Raw genomic sequence first — 19,698 nt, 5'->3', positions numbered from 1 at the left:
CCTTCCTGCCCGGGAGGTGGCCTATTACTACGTGGACATCCCGGACAACACCTCCGGCTGGCGCATTTCCCTCGCCAACACTTCCGGCGAATCCGCCCTCTATGTGAACAAAGAGTTCCTTCCCACCTCCGATACCTCTGCCGGTTCCTCCTATTCGCCAGTTTCCCGCAGCGAACTGACCAAACTTCAAAAGGACGGTGACGAGCACTTCACCCTTCTGCCCGAATCTAGCCAGGACTTCCTTGAACCCGGTCGCTACTACCTCATGGTCGTCAGCGAGGGCCAGAATCCCGTCGATAATCACATCGGCACCGGTTCCTCTTCCGCCATCCTCACCAGCCATGGCTTGCCCGTGTTCCATGACCTCGGACTCATTTCTCTTGGAGAAAGCGTGAATCTTCAAGGTGACTTCGAGGCGGGGGAGGTTGATCTCGTTCGCTTCGAGCTCCCCACCCAGACTCCCGCCGTCTCGATTCAACTGAGTGATCGGGTCGGCAATCCCGAATTTGGACTGAAGTATACCAGCCCGCATTTCCCCAACCATGCCCAGTATGGAGTGTTTTCGGGAGAGTATCCGGATCGCGATGGAATCCGCACCACCGTCTCCAACGCCCCTGCCGGCTATTACTATCTTTCCATCGTGGATCCTGGTTACGGGTCCGACCTAGGCGACGCATCTTACACTGTCACTGTCTCTTCCCTTGTGCCTCCGTCGCTCAATTTTGCGCCCAGTCAAAATGGCAATGGACAGAGCCACACCGCCAGCGGAATTCTCGCTGATGACGAACGAGCCTTCTTTGCTTTTGAGGTTCCCGAACTTCTCGACGGCGAGCAACCTCTTGGCTGGCGCTTGACCCTCGATGCGCTGGCCGGAGAGCCGGAAATGCGAGTGCGTCCCGCTCTCCTCCCCGAAGGGTCAGGCACTTCCGAAAGCCTGACCCATTGGATATCCGAATCAATTGTGGTCGCCCCGCCACAGGTCATTCCAGGAACTTGGTATCTCGAAATCAAAGGCGTGGGGGCCTCCGAATTCGTCCTCACTAGTGAGGCGGTCTCCTTGGAGCGGGAAACCTGGGACATGCTCCAACCCGGAGCGCCTTCAACGACCCCCGGCCTCACCGCTCCTTTCTTTGCCGATACCGGGGTGGACTCCTCGGGTTCTCCTCTCCCCAATGATCAGGGAGTCGACCTCGAGAACGGTCACTATCACTTCTACGCCATCGACGTTGCCGCCGGCAATGGCGGTCTTCTCCGTGCTCAACTGGAAGCCATCAGTGGCAATCCCGACCTCTATGTCCGGCAAGGCCAGATCCCCACCCTTTCCCACCTCTCCCATCCATCGGATATTCCCAGATATGCTCTCTATGACTATCTACTAGACGACTCGTCACAAACGGAATACGGCAACTTTGTTCCCCGCGATGGCAAACTGGAGTCCGAGCTCACTCCCGGTCGCTGGTATCTCGCCGTCAGGGCAGCTGGAGACACCAATGCCCGCTACCGTCTCCGCTTGTCGATTGGTTCCATGACCGGGCTCGATCTCGCCACTGGTCTGGCCAACAACCAGCTCCTCGCCGCCGGCGACTGGCGCTACTACCGGGTCGAAGTTCCGGAGGACGCGCCCGCAGAGTGGACGGTAACCTTTCACCAACAGCAAGGCGACGTCGACCTCTACCTTCGCGACGCCATTCCCCCCGGCTCCGCTCTCGATCACTACCATACAGGTGGAATCAATCTCTATGACCGGGACTGGCAGTCCGACTATAAGAGCTCCCAATACGCCGACAACTATCCCGATGCCGGAAGCTACGTCTTCAGTCCTCCCCTCGTGCGACCCGGCAGTGTTTACTACCTTGGTTTCAAAGCTCGCGCGGATTCCGTTTTCGACCTCTCCTCCTCAGCGAGCGCGGCCACCATTGGCCTGCCGACCGAACTGGCCTTCCAGAATGGGGTCGCCGATTTCACGCTCGCTCCCGGGGAACGCCGCGACTACCGCGTCATCGTGCCCGCCATGGGCCGCCGCTGGGTCCACACCTCAAAACGAAGCGAGAATGTTGAGCTTCGTCTCGAACAAGGTTCGCTTCCGGCCTCGGAGAGTGTCGCCCACTACTCGGATAGTTATGTCGATGGCGACCTGACTCAAGACCTCACCGGCTGGCCCTGGATTCCGGGCCAAACCTACTACCTCGCCTTCATCAACCAAGGCCCAGAAAGCAAAACGGTTCATTTCGAAATGGCGGGCGAAAGCGGTGACACCTGGGCCACCTGGGCGGCGACAAATGGCTTCCCCACCAATCCCGCCGACGCTTTGGGTGATGCTGACCAGAACGGAATAGTCGATCTCCTCGACTACGCCTTGCTGACCCCCGACCCCGGCACCATTCCCATCACTCCGCGCGGTCGCATGGAGAATGACCAATTCCAATTCCACTTCTATCTCCCAGAGAATGGTCGCTATGACCTCGTTTACCTCGTTGAGGCCTCGACCTCGCTCTCTCCCGGAAGCTGGACCGAACTTGCCAGAAAAGAGGGTGACGCGAATTGGTCGGGAACCTCCTCGTTGCAAGAGTGGTCGGTTGGCAATGGCTCACAGGAAGTCCAGGTCTCTTACCCGCAGGAGACCACCTCCCAGCCTACGGCCTTTATCCGGTTGCGGGTCGAGTTTTTGGATTGAGACAGTCCCTCCTTCTCAATCCCCGAGCCCACTCGCTGTTGTCTAGTGCCCAGGAGAGCTTCTTCGCTTTGGCCAAGTGGTCGAGCTTCTTTTGAGGACGGGACATCCTTCAGAAAGGAGAGATGTTTCTTAGCAACATCAGAAAGTTATCTGTCTTGGTATAAGCCAAGGAGGCTTCGGCGTTACTTTCCAATCGCTTTCCCAGATTTGTTCTGCTAATCAGAGAAAGCCGGACAGGACTTTTAGCCATGAAAATCAAGGAAATCGCGTTCAGTGTCTATCCCGTGAGCGATGTGGCGCGGGCCAAGGAATTCTACGAAGGAGTGCTCGGACTGGTCCCCACCATGGACCACGAGATGGACGGGGCCCATTGGGTCGAATACGACATTGGGGCCGGCACTTTGGCGATTGGCAAGGCACCGGGGATGGAGCCCAGTGCGACCGGGTGCTCGGTGGCGCTGGAGGTCGAAGATTTCGAACAAGCGGTGGCGGAGGTCCGGGCGGCGGGAGTGGACATTGATTTCGGTCCCTTGGAGACACCCGTTTGTCACATGGCCTTTGTGCGCGATCCCGATGGCAATTCCGTGGGGATTCACCGCCGCAAGGAGGGGGCGTGAGTCAGCCTTTTTTCCACCAATCACTCTCCCGCTCCCAGTCCGCGCGGGGGGGAGGGGATTTTCGCGATGAGAGGGCGGGGGGGGACTCGTTCTCCAAATCGGGAAATTCCGGGAGATCGAGAGCCTCATTGCGTCGGCCATTGCGAGCCATCACCACGAAGAGAGTCACCAAAGAGCCGAGCGCGAAGGCCAGGATGGCCACCAGGGTGAGGGCTTGGGCGTCGGCGGGAGCGATGGCGAGCAGGGTAGGCATGGCGGCTCAGGTTTTAGGGGTGTTGGAGAGGATCCGCCGCATGGGAATGAGGCTGGAGAAAGTGAATCCGTGTTGTTGGAAAAAGGCCTGCGAATCGTTGGAAAGCCGGTCGGCCAGTAGAGTGATGCGCTTGAAGTCCTTCTCCTCCGCAAATTGGATGACCTCATCCACCAGGCGGGCTCCGTAGCCCATGCCCCGGTGCTCGGGATGGATGATGACGTCCTCCATGATGATGACGAAGCCGCCCATGGCAGTGGAAACGGTGAAGAGGAGGTTGGCCATCCCCACGATGCGGTCATCGGTGCGGGCGACAAAAATGCGCCCCCGGGCGGGATCCTCCAAAATATGCCGGATGCCTCTCTCCTGCAAAACGGGGTCGGGGGTGAAGTCGTCCTGCAAATTCATCAAATCCACCACCAGATCGGTGAGGTCAGGCAAATCCTCAATGGTCGCGGGCTCGATACGCACATCCGTTGTCACGGGCCCATTCTGGCAGAATTTCCGAAAAAGAACAGACCCGGTTTTTGAGGATTTATCGCAATTTAGTTGCGGATTGGTCTATCTGCCATTAAATCGCGTTTGTTGCTCATGAGTTTTGCTCCGTCTTTTCCACGTCTCAGTCTCCATCATGCGGATCGCATGGGGGTAGCCGCCTCTGTTCTCTGCGCCATTCACTGTGCCCTTGCCCCTATTTTCCTCATTGCTTTACCGACTTTTGGTCGCATTTGGGCGCACCCCGCATCTCATGCCCTGGTGGCCCTCTTTATCGTTCCTTTGGCCGCCTTTTCCATCTATCGCGGCTATCGTGTGCATGGCAAGCGCTGGGTGGCGGGGGTCGCTCTCCTGGGAATCCTGGCCGTGTTGGTGGGCTCGATTCTTCCTGCCTTTTCTTCCCCGGAGGCCCCGGTGTCGGCTCCCACGTCGGATCCGGTCGCGGCGAGTGGGGAGAGTTGCGAATCCGGTTGCTCCAGCTGTGCTTCGGAAGCGGCTCCGGTCGAGGAAGCGGCCTGCGCTGATGCCTGCTGCCCCAGTGTGCAGGTGAGTGCGAGTGGAGAGAAATCCCTCCACATCCCACCCGCTGCCATCGTGACGACTTTGGGAGGATTCTTCCTCATCACCGCCCACGTGGGTAACCTCTGTGCCTGCGGGCATGCCTGTCGCACGAAGGCTTGCTGCGGGTGAGTTTGCGATGCTGTCTTCTCAGTGCTCCGGGTAGCTGAGGCGGAAAAAGGCTCTCGACTCCCGGGTGGAAAACTCGACTTCCCGCAGCACCTGCGAGTCGGTGGATTCGATCACCCTGCTCGCCGTGGGCTCAATGGCTTTCCAAGTTTCCAAATCCGTGCTCATCAAGAAGGCTCTGCCCAAGAGAGAGGCCTCGGGGCGTTCGAGGACCCGGAAGGTGGTGTGGCTGGGTGAGTGCCCGGCGAAGGTGAAGATAGCCGTTCCAGTGGGGGCTAGAGGATCGGTGTTGGTCAGATAAGCGAGATCGTTGCTGAGCCCGTTGCCATTGGGATCGGCGCTGGGGGCGCTGATGGTGGGGTCTTGCAACTGAGAGTTGGTGAAGGCGGTGAGCGCCCATTCATCGTAGGTCATTTCGGGCGGAAGGGCATCGAAGTTGTTGTCTCCGTGGGTCAGACGGGACCAGAGGAGGAAGTGCTTGTCGTCGCCTCCGGTGGTCTGCCAGTAATCTTCCACGAACTCGGTGAAGACGGGGAGATAGGGCACATTTTTGCGTCCGATATAGTGTCGGTAGGGGACCTCGTAGTTGTCGAAGTCACTCAAGGCCGTAGGGTAGGTGTAGCCCCAATCGCTGTCGCAAGGAGGGGCGGTGCGGCCCAGCAGGAGATTGGCGAAGTATTCCAAAATGATGGCCAGTCGCGGTGTCTCCTGGCCGTCAAAGGTGGCCTCGTAGAGATCGAGTCGGCCTTGATGGCGGGCCAGTTCGGCGGAGTCGGTCCAGGAGACGACGGTGTATTGGGGGTGGGTGACGTCGCGGCAGGTCTCGGCGATTTCTCCGTCGGGTTGGCTCATCTCCTCCAGGCGATTGAGTTGTTGCGCCAAGCCCGCTTCGAAGATTTCCTCGCTATCAGACCAGACTCCATAACACATCTGGGCGAGGCAGGCGGTGGCGGCCCAGTTGGTGGGTCGGTGAATGGCTTTTTTGGCTTCCAGATAGAGAATCTCCATCATGCGGTGAAAGGCCGCGATCTCGTGGGGAGGCCAGCCCGCGCTACCGTCGTCGTAGTAGCGGATAATGTCAGCCGCGCTCAGCCAGACGGGGAGGACCCAGGCGCTTTCCAGTTGCGCTTGAGAAAAGTTGCTCCCCTCGATGGCCTGGAAAGTCTGGGACCAGGCATTCATGATTTCGATGGCTTTGTCCCGGTGGGCGGAGTCTCCCGTGACGACCCATTGCAGGGCGTTGGCCCGGGCGGCCTGGGCATCTTCGCGGAGGGCGTTTTCGCTCTCGGAGCTGCCACTGGCGACCCCGTAGACCACGGCGTAGGGGGTGGGCTCTCGGTTCAGGTTGGCGGTGTAGGTGCCGTGCATGGCATCCCAACCCATTTTAGCGATGGAATCGGGGGCATTGCGGACGAGGTCCCGCATCTTTCGCAATTGTCCTTCGTTGCTGATGAGGGACGGGTGATGCAGGGTCTCGGGTCCGCTGTAATCATAGACTAGCACCTGCACGGAGGTGCTGGAGAGAGCTTCGCCATCCGCGTCTTGCAGTGTCATCGTCACGGTAACCGGGCCTTGATATCCGTCTAGAATGGTGAGTGAGAACTGGCCCTCGGCTGCGGTCATTTCTGTGGGGGGCGGTCCGGTAAAGGGCTTGTCTGCTGCGACAAGGTAGCGAGAGCCGGAGGGCGGATTGACCGCATGGAAGTGCCACTCGAAGGGGCTTCCCGTCGCGGCTGCTGGGGTCGTGCTGGCCAGCCGTATCGGGCTCTCGTGGGGCGCGAGGTTGGCTCCCGTTTCCATCTTGGCATTGTCGGCAAAGAAGCGGGCGTTGAAGCCGCTGAAGGTGCGGAATCCCGCGAAGGACGGGCTGTCGACGAGAGTGGCTTCCAGAACTTGTACCAGCCCGGAGGCGGTCCGCTTCCAGAGCTCGAAGCTCTTGGGCGCGAGGTCTTCGTCTCCCTCGTAGTTGTTCAAGGTTTCCTCCGAGTCATTGACGACGAGGTAGACGCGGAAGGCTTCGTCAACCGGGTAGCTCAAATCGCCACTCTGGGTCAGGGTGGATTCATTGCTGAGAGAGCGGTGCGAGAACACTCCCTTGAGAGCAGAGAGCTGAATGGAGGCCGAGGCCGAGTTCAGCTCCGCGCTTTTGCCATAGCCAAAAATCAGGCCGGTGGTCGCGTTGTCGGTGCCGCGCTCCAGCAGGTCGAAGGAAAAAGTGGAGACCGCCCCGGGCAAGCTGGGTGGGAGGGCCTCGAAGAGTCGTCGGTTGGGACCCGCCAGGTCCGCGCATTGATTGAGAGTGCCGAACTCCGGGACGGTAGCACTATCGGCAAGAGGAATGGAATGACCGGAAGACCAAGAGAGAGAGTTGCTGGCAGCTTGAAAATCGTCCTGAAAAAGAACCTCGGCGAGGGCGCATGAGCTGGCCAGGCCGAGAAGAAGAAGGAGGCGGGGCGTCGACATGAGAGAGTGAAGGCTGAGACAAATGAGGGGAGGCCTGGGGATGCCGCAATTGAGTGCGAGACCCCGGACGAGGCGAGGGTAAGTCGTTTAGTCGGATGTGTAAATTAAATAAAAAACATATTAAAAACGACAAAAAGTGGTGGAATCGTGACACCGAGGGTTACTCCGTCAATTTTTCCGCAATGGCGTCGACGAGAAGGGCTCCCTCGCGGGTGAGGACGAGGTGACTCCCGGTCAAGGTTGCCAAGCCGTTTTCTTGTAAAAACGCGCAATCGGCGCTCGCGGGGAGATAGCGCCGGGGCAGACCGCTCTCGGTGCGAAGAAGGAGGGCGATGCGCTCGAGATTGTATTGCTCCTCGCTGAGGTTTTCGCGCTCGTGCATGGCGTGTCCGACGGTGGCGACCTGATGGAGATAGGCGGCGGTATCGGGGACGTTCTTCCATCGGCTGGCGTGGCAGTGCTCTTCCCAGCCATTGAGGGTGGAGACGGCGGAGGGCCCCAGGCCGAGGTAGCTACGTCCTTCCCAATAGCTGAGGTTGTGGCGTGAATAGTGGCCGGGGGTGCCGTAGTTGGAGGTTTCGTAATGGTGAAAACCCGCCGCTGTCAGGGTCTCATGGGCCAGGGTGAAAAGGCGGGCATTGAGGTCGGGATCGTCGCTCAATTCGCCCTTCTCGAAGCGTTCGAAGTAGCTCGTGTCTTCCTCATAGGTCAGGTTGTAGCAGGAAATGTGGTCGGGCTGGAGGGCGAGGGCTTGCGCGAGATTGTCGGCCCAAGTGGCCTCGGTCTGGTGTGGGACCGAGAACATGAGGTCGAGATTGCAGGAGGGGATGCCGGCGCTGCGCAGAAGGTAAAAGGATTCCGCCGCTCCCTGCGCGGTGTGGTCGCGGCCCAGAGCCTGGAGTTCTTTTTCCTGAAAAGACTGCACGCCCAAGGAGACGCGGGTGACGCCTAGTTCCCGGAAAAGGCACGCTTTTTTCAGATGGAAAGTGGAGGGATTAGCTTCGAGATCGACTTCTTCCACCGCCGACCAGTCGAAAATCTCCTGCAAGCCTTGGAAGAGCTCGCTGAGATGCTTCTCCGAAAGCAGGGAAGGCGTGCCGCCGCCGAGGTAAATGGTGCGGATGGGGGGATGGTCCAATCGCTCCGCCCAATAGCGGCCCTCGGCAAGCATACCGGCCACAAAAGCTCCCAAGTCGGTGCCACCGGGAGTGTGCTTGTAGAAGGAGCAGTAGGGGCAGATCTTGTGGCAGAAGGGCAGGTGGAGGTAGAGGCTGAGCGGCTCGGACACACGCACCCTTAGCGGGAGGGCCCGGGCTTGGCGAGTGTTTCTCAGGGCTCGTTGGGGGAGCTTTCTTGTAAGCGGTAGCGGAAGAAGAGAGCGTCTTCCGCCTCCTCTGGGGTCGCTTCCAGAATCAGCCGGCCGGGTTCGTTCTGGGTGATGTTCAATTCTTGGGCCCGGTCCATGGCCCAAGGATTGTAGGCATCGCGACGGGCCATGGTGGTCCACTGCAACAGGTCCGGGGAGGACTCGAGGAATTGCTCGTAGTTCCAGCGACCGGCGGTGGGCACTTCCAAGCGAATCTGGCCCTCGTGGAGCTGGAGGCCGCTTTCGGGAGAGTCGTTTTGGCCGGGATGGAGATCGAGACCGTATTCCACTAGCGTCGGGAAGGCATCGCCATCGGGGCCTTCGTCTCTTTTTTCTTGTAACCAAGTCGAGAAGGAGTCTGGATTGCGGGTGTTGAGATTGGCGATTTCATTCAGGGTTAGTGTTCGTCGATAGATGCGAAGGTCATCAATTTTACCTCGGAAGCGCCGTGTACTGGTGTCAGGATCTGCACCAATTCTAAGGGCGGCATCAAAGGCTTCGATACGATGGTTACCAATGTTTTTTGCAGTTCGCAGGCCAGATCCGCTATCCAAATAAAGGGTCGCTTCCTCAGGGCTTACACTTAGGGCAATAAAGTTCCATTGGTTAATGCTCGGCACTAATCTGGAGAGCCACTGAGTGTGCGCTCCTCCCCAAGTGTAGCGCAGGTCGCGGCTCGGTCCGAAGAGCAGCCCACTTACGGTTGAACCTCCCCGACTGAAGAGGATTGCGGAAAAGTCGTTCTGGAATCCTTCCGGATACACCCAGCAAGTGATGGTTAAGTTATTGGTGGATAGTTCTGGGGGAGTGGTGATGAGGAAATCGTCCAATCCATCGAATTGGAGTGCTCCGTTGATGATTCCTTCCGTCCATTGTGGTGAACTGTTGAATTGAGCCGAGAGATGGTTTCCTGTGGAATTGAAGGCGGTTGCTCCAAAACCTTCGTCCATTTTCCATCGGGCCAGAAGATCGTTGAGGACAGTGAACATCCAGACTGGCCCCGGAAACCAGTTGGTGCCATCAGTGGAGTCTACTCGCCAAAAATAGGTGTTATTATTGCTGAGTTCGTCTAGCGGAAAGCTTGGGGAGTTGACGATTCCTTTATCGGCAGGACCATCTGGGAGGGCTTCCTGCACTTCCGATAGTTTATTGGACAGAAATACACGATAGCCTGTAGCTGCCGGAGCTGGCGACCACGCCAGTGCAGTGGGAGTGGTAAGCGTTTGGACAAAGGGTTCGGGACTAGGATTACTAGGACTTCCCAGTTTGTTGGCTAGCAGGGCGATTTCGCTAGCATTTAAGGTTCGCTGGTAGACACGGATGTCGTCGATTTGGGCTTCTTCACTAAAGAAGCCAGAGAATTGTTCTCCCTCCCATCCTATTCCGATGGGGGCACTCAGAGGATCGACGTCATGCACGGCGGTACGGCTCGCCGTTTGCAAGCCGGAGCCACTATCCATATAGAAAGTGGCTTCATCGGGGGCGATGGTCAAAGCCACGAAGGTCCAGGTGTCTTTCGGAACCGAAAGTCCTGAATTCCACCTTTGATGTTCGTTTCCCCAATTATAAGCTAATTCCTCTTCATCAATAAGGCCGAAGCCCCAGTGGGAATCGTCATTTTTCGAATAGACGAATCCGGCAAATCCGTTGGGAAAAGAATCAGGAGAACTCTTTGTTTTGATCCACCCAGTGATGGTCAGGTGGTTGGTGGGGGTGTTGCGAGCTTGACTTTCAATATAACCAAAAAAGTTGAGATTGACACTGCCATCAATAATGCCTTCTTCCCAGTTATTTGCGTCTTCGTCGAAGACTTTGTAATCTCCATGCGTCACGAAAGGAGAAGAATCACCGACGAAGACGCCCGTGCCTTCATTCATGGTGAAATGGAGCAGCAGATCCGAATTTGGTATGAGACGCAGGTTAACGTAACCGAGGGCCTCTCGTCCGGTTGAGTCCACAATGTAGTACCTAAAGCGATCTACCTTCTGGTCATAGCTCAACGGTGGTTGATAGCGGAGTTGGTCTCGGCCATTTGGCCCTGTCCCTACCGAACGGGAAATGGTCCCACCCAGAAGGGATTTAGTCTCGAAATTTTTAATCGAGATCGAATCACCATTGGCATCGTGGTCATTGCCGACCACGTCAATCGTAATCGGTGTTAAAGCAGTGGTGTATTGAGCCGCATCCAAACTGGCGGAGGGAGGGATGGAAAGAGAGGGGAGTCCCAGATTGTCGATATGCTCGGTACGATCATCCCGGTGGGCGATGACGAGGGCTTGTTCCGGTCCAGACATCCTAGCTAGGCCATTGCCAGAATTGATGGTTGGCCCTTCGGGGGTGTTACCATCGAAGTGACCGAGAGACCAGAGATGGCCGACCTCATGTCGCCACACGTTGGCAAAATCGCCAGCATTGGAACTCGAATTGGAGCTATACCCTGGCCCGCCGATTTCACCTACATCGCTGCTTGCCAAACCACCTCCTAGGCCTGCCGCAGCAACGAGGCCGACATCGTGGGTCATAGTGAAAGTGGCGGGGAGAATTGTGTTCCATTGACGTCTGAGCTCAGTAAAGAACTCTGATATCCCTGATAGTCCCTTATAGGGATCATGATTCGCATTAGCTCTGAGAATGACCCGCCCGATGTAATGCATCGTGCCCGTTTGGCGCAGATAAATCAAATTGGTGGTATTAACCGAATATTCGATCATTTCCAAGGAGTCGGCGGCGGAGCCATTGCGGGCAAACTGCACCCCAGGCCAATCGACTGCGACTTCGGCTGCTTGAATTCCTGAGCCGGCCCCTCCTTGACCAAGGAGAAAAGTGGGCCAACGAGGTGACCAAGTCTGATTGGTCCGCTGGCTAGTCGCGCCCGATTCTTTGACCCACTCGTTTCCATTGGCGAAATTCACTTTATAGAAGGTCTCGCCGTTGCTCTTTCTCACTGCCGAGACCATTGCTCCTGGAAGCTCGTCAATTTGACCAATGTAGGTTCGTACCTCTCCTGGCTCATATTCAGCAAAGGTTCCATCCGCTTGCTGAATCCAAATTTCAAAATTTGGCGAGCGATTGGAAAAGCGCTCGTAATCGACCTCGAAACTTTCGCCATTGTAGGAGATGGTTCCCTGGAAGGTCTCGGGAAGTTCCTGGGCCGGGGCTTGGCTGCAAAGCAAAAGGCCAAATAAAATAAAAAACCGTTTCATGGTTTTTTATAAACGGGCGACTCATGATAAGTTTAGTCATTTTTGTTAAAAAAAAATCGACTAAACATTGTCGGAGTCCATTTCTGGAGTCAAGGGGTAGAGATCTCTTCCAGCCGGAAGCGGAAGAATTGCTCCTCTTGGGGGCTGGCAGGGGCCGCTTTCAGCAGGTTGCGGTGGGCATCGAGGGGGGTGAGCCGGAAAGTAGCGTTATCGAGGGCATCCCACTGCTGGTAGCCTTCCCGGGTGGCGAGGCGGGTCCAGTGGAGGAGGTCGGGGGAGGATTCGATGATCTGAAGGTAGTCTGGAAGCCCGGCATGCGGCACGGAGAGGGAGAAGGTCTCGTTCTGAAGCCACCCTGCCGCTTCGGGGGAGTCCGGGGCGTGGGGATCGAGGTCGAGGGCGTATTCCAGCAGGAGGGGATAGGGATCGCCATCCGCGCGGGTGCTCCCTTTTTCCGCAGACCAGGTGAGGAAGGTATCCGGGCGGTCGGTGTTGAGGGCGGCCACCTCGAAGGGGGAGAGGGTGCGTCCGTAGAGGCGGATGTCGTCGAGGGCTCCGGGGAAATAGCGCGAATTCTGGTTGGGATCGCGGCCCAGATAGAGAGGAGCGTCGAAGGGTTCCACCGCGTGGCTGGCGCTATGGCTGGCGGAGAGAAGACCACTGCCATCGTCGAGATAAAGGGTGGCTTCGTCGGGCGCGATGGTCAGGGCCACGAAGTTCCATTGGCCCAAGTTAGGCGTCAATTGCGAGTTCCAATTCCAGTGACTACCTTTCCAGTGGTAGCGGAGTTCCCCGTTTTGACCGAAATTCAGGCCGCTGGCGCTGCTGGGTCCGCGGGAAAAAACCAGGGCCGCAAAGGGGGGAGGGAATTCTGTCGGTTTGATCCAAGCGGTGATGGAAAACTGGTTGGTGGGATGGTTGAGAGCGGGAGCGCGTAGGGAATCGTTGCTTCCGTCGAGCGAGATGGCACCATTGATAGGACCAGCCTCCCAAGTCGGGGTGCCTTGGAATTCCGCCGGGAAGTGGTGATCGCAGCAGGCGTGGGCAGTGGTGCCGGAGCTTTCGTCCATTTTCCAGCGCACGAGCAGCTGGTCATCGACCTTGCTGAAGTGCCAGACGGGCCCGGGCATCCATTGGGAGCCGTCACTGCTGTCGATGCGCCAGAAATAAGTGGTTTCGTCCTCTAGGCCGGTGGCGGGAAAGTGGGTGGCGGTGGTTGTGCCTTGGTCGGCCGGTCCACCCGCCTGCCCCTCCGCTACTTCTGCATAGTGGGGGGAAAAGAAGACGCGGTAGGTGGTGGCGGCGGGAGAGCCTTGCCAAGTGAGGCCCGCGGGAAGGGTGGCAATGTCCTCGAAATGAGCGGGATGAGGATGGGAAGCGCTGGCCAAGCCCCGGCTCATGGCCGCGATTTCCTCCGGGCTGAGGGTGCGGCGGTAAAGGCGCAGATCGTCGAGAGAGCCTTGGAATTCGCGGGAGAAAGAAGCGGGATCGAGCCCAATGGTGAGCGGAATCGCGAGATCTTCCACGCCATGGGGGGCCAGATTGGTGGCGCTTTGGAGAGATTGACCGTCGAAGAGGGTGAGGGTGGCTTGGTCGGGGGCAATGGTGAGAGCGACAAAGACCCAGACCCCGGTGGGCACGGTCAGGCCGGAGTCCCAATCCCAATGCTGATTGTTCCAATGGTAACGAAGGGTGTTGCCGGTGCCGAAGTTCAGCCCCCAGGCGGTCCCGTCTCGCCGGGAAAAAACGAGGCCGGCATCGTCCGGTTGGTCGTAGTCCAGCTGGATCCAAGTGGTGATAGTGAAGGCGTCCGTTGGGGCTCCGCGATTTTCGGCGGTCATCCCCGGAGCCCCGATGGTGTGGACCCCGCCGTTGTTGTGTCCTTCGGTCCAGCTCTGGCCGGCGAAGAGAGTGGCCCCGCTATTGTAAGAAGAATGATCGCGCGCCGTCGTGCCGGTGGTCTCATCAAAGGGCAGGTGGAGGAGAAGGTCATCATCGTAACGGAGTTGGAGAATGACATGGCCCAGTGCTTCCCGGCCGGTGCTGTCGGTGATGCGGTAGGTGAAGCGGTCCGCGGTTTTGGAAAGACGGGTGGGAGGGTAGTAAAGTAACTCGTCGCGACCATTGGGACCGGTTCCGGGCGAGCGCACAATCCGTCCTCCCAGGTCGCTTTCTTCCTGAAAGGCCGTCAAGGTCAATGAATCGCCATTGCCATCATGGTCATTGGCCAAGACGTCGATCGCGGTGGCTTCCTGCCGGGGGGAATAGCGGGCTCGATCCAGGCTGGCGCTCGGGGGTAGGGAAAAGGAGTAGGGGCCCAGGTTGTCGAGGTGGGCGGTGCGGTCCACGCGATGGGCGATGACCTTGGCCTGCTCCGGGCCGGACATGCGCGCCAGACGGTTGTTGGAGTTGATGGTGGCTCCTTCAGGGGCTCCACCGTCAAAGTGACTGAGGGTCCAGTTGTGACCGACCTCATGCCGCCAGACGGTGCAAAAGTCGCCTTCCTCACTGGCTCCATTGGAAGAATAACCGGGATTGCCCACCACCCCCACGTAGGCCAGCCCGCCACCGGTCGCCGAGGTCGCCACCAAGCCCAGATCGTGGGTGACGGGGAATTGCTCGTCGAGCACGAGTAGCCATTCGCTAACGATCTTGTGCAAGAGCGGGGTTGTGGTCGTCATTCCCGCGTAGGGATCCTGCTCGGCGCTGGCTCTGAGAAAGACACGGCCGACCTGATGGAGGACTCCCGCCTGGCGAAGATAGATGAGATTGGCGGATTGGATGCTGTATTCGATCATTTCCAGGGCCGCCTCGGCGCTGCCATTGCGGGAAAATTGACTGTGCGGCCAATCGACAGTGACCTCGGCGGCAAAGATTTCCGAGCCCGCCCCTCCTTCCGGGGTCAGGTAGTCCGGCCAATTGGGGGTCCAGTCTCTATCGGTGCGCAGGGACGTGCTGCCCCCTTCATTGATCCACTCCTCTCCGTCTTCGAAGGCCACCCGATAATAGAGGTCGCCATCGTGGCGTCGCACCGCCGAGACCATGGCTCCGGGCAATTCCGCGATTTCCCCCAGATAGGTGCGCACTTCGCCCGCCTCGTGTTCGATAAAGCTGCCATCGTCTTGCTGGACCCAGACTTCAAATTCCGGGGAACGGTTGGAGTGGCGCACAAAGTCGACCTGATAGCTCTCGCCTTGATAGGAAACGGGGGCCTGAAACGTCTCGGGCAGCTCCTGGGCGGAGAGCGAAAAAGGCACGAGCAAGAGCAGAAGAAGAAGGCGGTTCATGGTCGAGTTGTTTTAGTAACGAAATCGCTTTGCGAAAGTTTAGGGTGTTCTTGAAGAAAATGCAGGAGAGACGCAAGTTCTCCCGCTCTGCCATTGTCGCGGGCAAGGCAGGCGTTAAGGTCGGCCCCGAGTATGTCCCGGTCCGCTTGCAAATCCCTCGGCACTGATGTTCTGCGCGATGTTTCGCGTTCTTTCTACCTCACCCTGCGCGCCCTGTCGGCGGGGATGCGGGAGGCCACCAGCGTGGGCTATCTCTTGGCCCGGGCCAGTGATACCATTGCGGATTGCGGAGGAGAGCGGGAGGCCCGGTTGGCGCTTTTGGAGCAATTTGCGGGGCTCCTTGCAGGCGGGCAGGCGACGGACTTTTTTTCCCGCTGTGCCGCCATGGCCGGGGAGGAGGGGCTGAAGGAAGGCGAGCGCGTGCTGATGGGACGACTGGAGGAGGTCTTTGTGTGGTGGCAAACCCTGCCCGATGGCGAGCGGGAAGCGGTGCGGGTGGTGGTGGAGACCATCGTTTCGGGCCAAAAATGGGACTTGGAGCGCTTCCCTCCCGGAGAGGTTACCGCTTTGGCCGAGGAGGCCGAGTTGGAGGACTACTGCTACCGGGTGGCCGGTTGCGTGGGGGAGTTCTGGACCGAAGTCGGGTTTCTCAGCGACGATTCCTTTGCCGATCGTTCCCCGGCGGAGATGAAGCGCTTGGGCTGCCGCTACGGCAAGGGCCTGCAACTGGTGAACATTCTGCGTGATGAGGCCGAGGATGAGGTCCGCGGCCGGCGATATCTGGTGGGGGACCGGTCGGCATGGCTGGCGCGAGCACGCGAATACCTCCAGGACGGGTTGACCTATAGTCGGGCGGTGAGGGGCTGGCGCGCACGGCTGGCTTCTGTCCTCCCGGCCCTCTTGGGCTTGGAAACTCTCGCTTTGCTGGAGAAGCGGCCGCTTGGGGAGGCAGGCAAAAAGGCGAAGGTCAGTCGCCAAGTGGTGCGGGAATGCCTGTGGCAGGCCGTGATTTTTCGAAAGGAGGAGCGATGAAAAAATGGTTGGTGCGAGTCGATACTGGGGGAACCTTCACCGATGGCTGGGCGGTGAGCCCGGGCGGGGAGGAAAGCCGTTGCAAAGTGCTCTCCAGTGGTTGCCTGCGGGCCAAGGTGCTGGCCGTGGAGAGCGGGGGGCTCCTGCGGGTGAAAGGGCTGGAGGATTATCCTGAGGACTTTTTCGTGGGATGGTCGGCGGGAGAGCTTCAGGTCCGCGCTTCCCGGGGTGGGGAGCTGACGCTGGCGGGCTCTTTTTTCCCGCAGGAAGAAATCGTGGAGCTCAGCACAGGAGAGGAGGCTCCCGTGCTGGCTGCCCGGGTGCTGACCCGGACGCCTTGGGGGCAGCGGTTTCCAGAGATGGACTTTCGCGTCGCGACCACTCGGGGGACCAATGCCCTGCTGGAAAACAAGGGCACCGCGCCCGTGCTGTTTATCACGGCGGGTTTTCGCGATTTGCCGGAGATTCGCGATCAGCGGCGGCCGGATCTCTTTGCCCGGGCCATTGTCAAAAAGCCCTCCATCACGCGGAAAATCGTCGAGGTTGACCATCGCTTGGCAGTGGATGGAGAAGTGCTCCGGCCTCTGGAGGAAGAAAAGTTGCGGGCGGCGGCTGCGGTTTGGCGGGCCCAAGGGGAAGAGGTGGCGGTGGTCGCCTTTCTCCATGCCGATCGCCACCCGGAGGACGAGCGGCGGGCCAAAGAGATTCTCCTCGAGGAGGGCTTTCGCGAGGTCACCACCTCTGCCGAGCTGGGGGCTCGTCTCGGCTTTTTGCCCCGGATGGAGACCGCACTCGCCAATGGCTATCTGGCCCCGGTGATGAATTCCTTCAAGCGCCGGGTTTCCCAAGCGGGAGAGACCGCGTTTTTGACCAGCGCGGGTGGCCTGCAGAGTGGGGAGAGCTATGAACCGGTGGACAGCTTGTTGAGTGGGCCCGCCGGGGGCTTGGTGGGTGCCTTGGCCATTGCCCGCGCGGCGGGATTTTCCGAAATCCTGACCTTCGACATGGGGGGCACCAGCACCGATGTCGCGCGCCTGGAGGGGCACATTCCCTTGCGCTACGAGCAGGAAATCGGCCCGGTGAAGGTTCGCCGCCCCGGAGTGAAGATGGAAACCGTGGCTGCTGGCGGAGGTTCCATTTGCCGTTGGCATCAGGGTGGACTGGAGGTCGGCCCCCACAGTGCGGGAGCGGAACCGGGACCGGCTTGCTACGGCAGGGGTGGCCCGCTGACGGTCACAGATGTCAACTTTTTGCTTGGCTATCTCGATGAGGAAAGGGTGGAGATTCCGCTCTCTCGGGCTGCGGCCCGCGAGCGCTTGGCGGAGCTGAAGGCGGCCATGGCCGCTGAGGGCGTGGACGTTCCCGGCGACGAGGAGCTGCTGCGGGGGCTGCGTGCCATCGCCATCGAGCGCATGGCGGAGGCAGTGCGCTCCATCTCGGTGGGAGAAGGATTTGAGCCCGGTGATTACACTCTGGTGGCTTTTGGCGGGGCCGGACCCCAGCATGCTTGCGAGCTGGCGGAGAGCCTGGGCGTCAGCCGGGTGCTCATCCCGGCCGATGCCGGGCTCCTGAGCGCCTGGGGGCTCCATCGCTCCCGGCGCGAGGGCGTGGCAGAGAGGCAAGTGTTGCAGCTTTTTGAAGAAGTCGCCCCCGAGTGGTCTCGCCTGCGGCGGGAGATTTCGAAGCGGGCCTTGGCTCAGGTGCCGGGCAGTCAGTTGACCCGTTGGCTCATCGAGGTGCGCTTGGCGGGACAGGCTTCGGCGATTGAGTTGATCTTTCCGGGCGAGGAAGAGCCCGATCTGGAACAGGTTGCGGCCGAGTTTGCCACGCGCTACGAACAGCTTTTTGGTTACCCTTTGCCCGCCGGGCTTGAGTTGGAAGTGGTCACCGTGCGGGTGGTGGCCAGTGAAGCCGAGGCGAATTTTCCCGAAGAAGAGTTTTCTCCTCCTCGCGAGGCGGGCGGGCTGCAGCGCTCGAACTACTGCACCATTCTGGTCGGCGAGGGGTGGACTCTGCGTGCGGGGTCGGCGGGAAGTGTTCTTTTGGAAAAGGAGTTCCCCGCACAGAGCCAGGCCCGGGAGGGCGTGGTCGGGGAGGAACTGATGCGGGCCCGCCTGGAAAGCATCGCTACCAGCATGGGCGAGCTTCTCCGTCGCACCGCCCTTTCCACCAATGTGAAGGAACGCCTCGATTTTTCCTGCGCCCTTCTCGACGGGCGGGGGCGTCTCCTTGTCAATGCGCCCCATGTGCCGGTCCATCTCGGGGCCTTGGGAGTGTGTGTGCGGGCGGTTTCGCAGGGGCGGGATTGGCTGCCCGGGGATGTGCTGGTGGTGAATCATCCCGCCTTCGGAGGGTCCCATCTGCCCGATGTCACCGTGGTCAGTCCGGTTTTTGGAGAGGCGGGCCGGGTGATCGCCTTTGTCGCCAACCGCGCCCATCACTCCGAGATTGGTGGGCGAGCGCCGGGCTCCATGCCGGGGGATGCCCGTCATCTTGTCGAAGAAGGCGTGGTGATTGCGCCCTTTTTGCTGCAACGGGCAGGGGAGGAGCATTTTGACGAGCTCGAAGACTTGTTGTGCTCGGCTCCCTTTCCCAGCCGGGCGGTGGAGGAAAATCTGGCAGACCTGCGTGCTCAGGCGGCGGCCAATCGGGCGGGCGTGCACGCACTGCGCGCCCTATTGGCAGAGTATGGCGAAGAGCCCGTGGTGGCCGGCATGGAGGCCCTCTATGGCCGGGCCGCCCGCGTGATGGCCGAAAAATTGCTCCCGGCGGGCACTTGGAGAGCTTGTGACGAACTCGATGACGGCACGCCCCTCGCGGTGAGTCTGGCAGCGGAGGCCGGGCACTTGACAATCGATTTTTCCGGCACGGCAGCGCGTCATCCGGGGAATCTCAATGCCACCGCCGGGGTAACCCGCAGCGCGATTCTCTACGCTCTGCGCCTCTGGCTCGATGACGACCTTCCCCTCAACGAGGGGCTTCTCGATGCCGTGGAAATTCAGGCGCAAGGAACTTTTTTGCAACCCGACTTTCCCGCCGATCCGGCCCGATGTCCGGCAGTGGTGGGGGGCAATGTCGAGACCAGCCAGCGGGTGGTCGAGCTACTCCTGCGGGCCCTCGGGGTGGTGGCGGAGAGCCAGGGCACAATGAATAACTTCCTCTTCGGTAACGGGAAATTTGGCTATTACGAGACCATTGGCGGGGGAGCGGGGGCTCTCCACGGCGCGGCCGGCGCCAGCGGGGTCCACGTCCACATGACCAATACCGCCATCACCGATCCCGAGGTGCTGGAGTATCGCTTTCCAGTTCGCCTGCGGGAATTTTCCCTGCGCGAAGACAGTGGCGGAACGGGGCGTTGGCGAGGTGGTGATGGACTCGTGCGCGAGGTGGAGTTTTTGGAAAAAATGACCGTGACCCTGCTCACCCAGCATCGCAAAACTGGTCCCCGCGGCTTCGCGGGAGGGGGCGCGGGTGCGGTGGGCCGCCAGCGAATCTGGGAGGGAGCTGCCTGGCGCGATCTGCCTGCGACGGTCACCTGTGAGGTTGCACCGGGATACCGTCTGCGCTTGGAAACTCCCGGCGGGGGAGCTTGGGGGTCGGATGCCCGAAAGACGGAGTAGAGAG

The 19,698-nt window shown here is 59.7% G+C and carries 11 protein-coding genes; 5 read left to right on the top strand and 6 right to left on the bottom strand.

Going from position 1 to position 19,698, the window contains the following annotated elements:
- The coding region (locus JIN78_RS14440) for a hypothetical protein (protein WP_200392696.1) at positions 1–2,674 on the top strand (2,674 nt) is incomplete at its 5' end.
- A 248-nt stretch (positions 2,675–2,922) separates the two neighbouring features.
- A complete protein-coding gene (locus JIN78_RS14435; RefSeq protein WP_200392695.1) occupies positions 2,923–3,291 on the top strand; it encodes a VOC family protein in 369 nt (122 codons plus the stop codon).
- 1 nt (position 3,292) lies between these two features.
- Here the strand turns inward: JIN78_RS14435 and JIN78_RS14430 are convergent, their stop codons facing one another.
- Positions 3,293–3,544: a hypothetical protein gene (locus JIN78_RS14430; RefSeq protein ID WP_200392694.1), complete on the bottom strand. Its 252-nt coding sequence runs from the start codon at positions 3,542–3,544 to the stop codon at positions 3,293–3,295.
- 6 nt (positions 3,545–3,550) lie between these two features.
- Positions 3,551–4,024 (bottom strand): GNAT family N-acetyltransferase, encoded by a 474-nt coding sequence (locus JIN78_RS14425; RefSeq protein WP_200392693.1) that lies wholly within the window; start codon positions 4,022–4,024, stop codon positions 3,551–3,553.
- A 108-nt stretch (positions 4,025–4,132) separates the two neighbouring features.
- Here JIN78_RS14425 and JIN78_RS14420 point away from each other — a divergent pair, with 108 nt between their 5' ends.
- On the top strand, positions 4,133–4,726 hold the full coding sequence (locus JIN78_RS14420; protein ID WP_200392692.1) for a MerC domain-containing protein: 594 nt from the start codon (positions 4,133–4,135) through the stop codon (positions 4,724–4,726).
- Positions 4,727–4,744: 18 nt separating this feature from the next.
- On the opposite strand, the gene JIN78_RS14415 is transcribed toward JIN78_RS14420, so the two are convergent.
- The 4 genes from JIN78_RS14415 to JIN78_RS14400 all read right to left on the bottom strand — a co-directional run bounded on the left by JIN78_RS14415 (position 4,745) and on the right by JIN78_RS14400 (position 15,042).
- Positions 4,745–7,186 carry an alginate lyase family protein gene (locus JIN78_RS14415; protein WP_200392691.1) on the bottom strand — a complete coding sequence of 814 codons (2,442 nt, stop codon included), beginning with the start codon at positions 7,184–7,186 and terminating at the stop codon, positions 4,745–4,747.
- Between the two features lie 160 nt (positions 7,187–7,346).
- On the bottom strand, positions 7,347–8,474 hold the full coding sequence (gene hemW, locus JIN78_RS14410) for a radical SAM family heme chaperone HemW (protein WP_200392690.1): 1,128 nt from the start codon (positions 8,472–8,474) through the stop codon (positions 7,347–7,349).
- A 41-nt stretch (positions 8,475–8,515) separates the two neighbouring features.
- The gene (locus JIN78_RS14405; RefSeq protein WP_200392689.1) at positions 8,516–11,755 is read right to left on the bottom strand and encodes a LamG domain-containing protein; all 3,240 of its coding nucleotides are present in this window, start codon (positions 11,753–11,755) and stop codon (positions 8,516–8,518) included.
- Between the two features lie 89 nt (positions 11,756–11,844).
- On the bottom strand, positions 11,845–15,042 hold the full coding sequence (locus JIN78_RS14400) for a LamG-like jellyroll fold domain-containing protein (RefSeq protein ID WP_200392688.1): 3,198 nt from the start codon (positions 15,040–15,042) through the stop codon (positions 11,845–11,847).
- Between the two features lie 132 nt (positions 15,043–15,174).
- On the opposite strand from JIN78_RS14400, the gene JIN78_RS14395 reads away from it, so the two are divergent.
- Both JIN78_RS14395 and JIN78_RS14390 read left to right on the top strand, forming a co-directional pair.
- Entirely contained in the window at positions 15,175–16,074 is a 900-nt protein-coding gene (locus JIN78_RS14395; RefSeq protein ID WP_200392687.1) for a squalene/phytoene synthase family protein, read from the top strand.
- Positions 16,071–19,694 (top strand): hydantoinase B/oxoprolinase family protein, encoded by a 3,624-nt coding sequence (locus tag JIN78_RS14390; RefSeq protein WP_200392686.1) that lies wholly within the window; start codon positions 16,071–16,073, stop codon positions 19,692–19,694. Before JIN78_RS14395 ends, JIN78_RS14390 begins: the two co-directional genes overlap by 4 nt.
- Positions 19,695–19,698: the final 4 nt, after the last annotated feature.

It is taken from the genome of Roseibacillus ishigakijimensis (genome assembly GCF_016595415.1).
Taxonomy (GTDB): Bacteria; Verrucomicrobiota; Verrucomicrobiia; order Verrucomicrobiales; family Akkermansiaceae; genus Roseibacillus; species Roseibacillus ishigakijimensis.
Note: the sequence above shows the minus strand (reverse complement) of the source record. Positions and strands in the feature narration are given on the sequence as shown.

Bases quoted from the DNA above. Each gene is read 5' to 3' on its own strand.
- JIN78_RS14435 (WP_200392695.1), top strand. From the start codon at position 2,923: ATGAAAATCAAGGAAATCGCGTTCAGTGTCTATCCCGTGAGCGATGTG.
- JIN78_RS14430 (WP_200392694.1), bottom strand. From the start codon at position 3,544: ATGCCTACCCTGCTCGCCATCGCTCCCGCCGACGCCCAAGCCCTCACC.
- JIN78_RS14420 (WP_200392692.1), top strand. From the start codon at position 4,133: ATGAGTTTTGCTCCGTCTTTTCCACGTCTCAGTCTCCATCATGCGGAT.
- JIN78_RS14415 (WP_200392691.1), bottom strand. From the start codon at position 7,186: ATGTCGACGCCCCGCCTCCTTCTTCTTCTCGGCCTGGCCAGCTCATGC.
- JIN78_RS14405 (WP_200392689.1), bottom strand. From the start codon at position 11,755: ATGAAACGGTTTTTTATTTTATTTGGCCTTTTGCTTTGCAGCCAAGCC.
- JIN78_RS14400 (WP_200392688.1), bottom strand. From the start codon at position 15,042: ATGAACCGCCTTCTTCTTCTGCTCTTGCTCGTGCCTTTTTCGCTCTCC.
- JIN78_RS14395 (WP_200392687.1), top strand. From the start codon at position 15,175: ATGTCCCGGTCCGCTTGCAAATCCCTCGGCACTGATGTTCTGCGCGAT.
- JIN78_RS14390 (WP_200392686.1), top strand. From the start codon at position 16,071: ATGAAAAAATGGTTGGTGCGAGTCGATACTGGGGGAACCTTCACCGAT.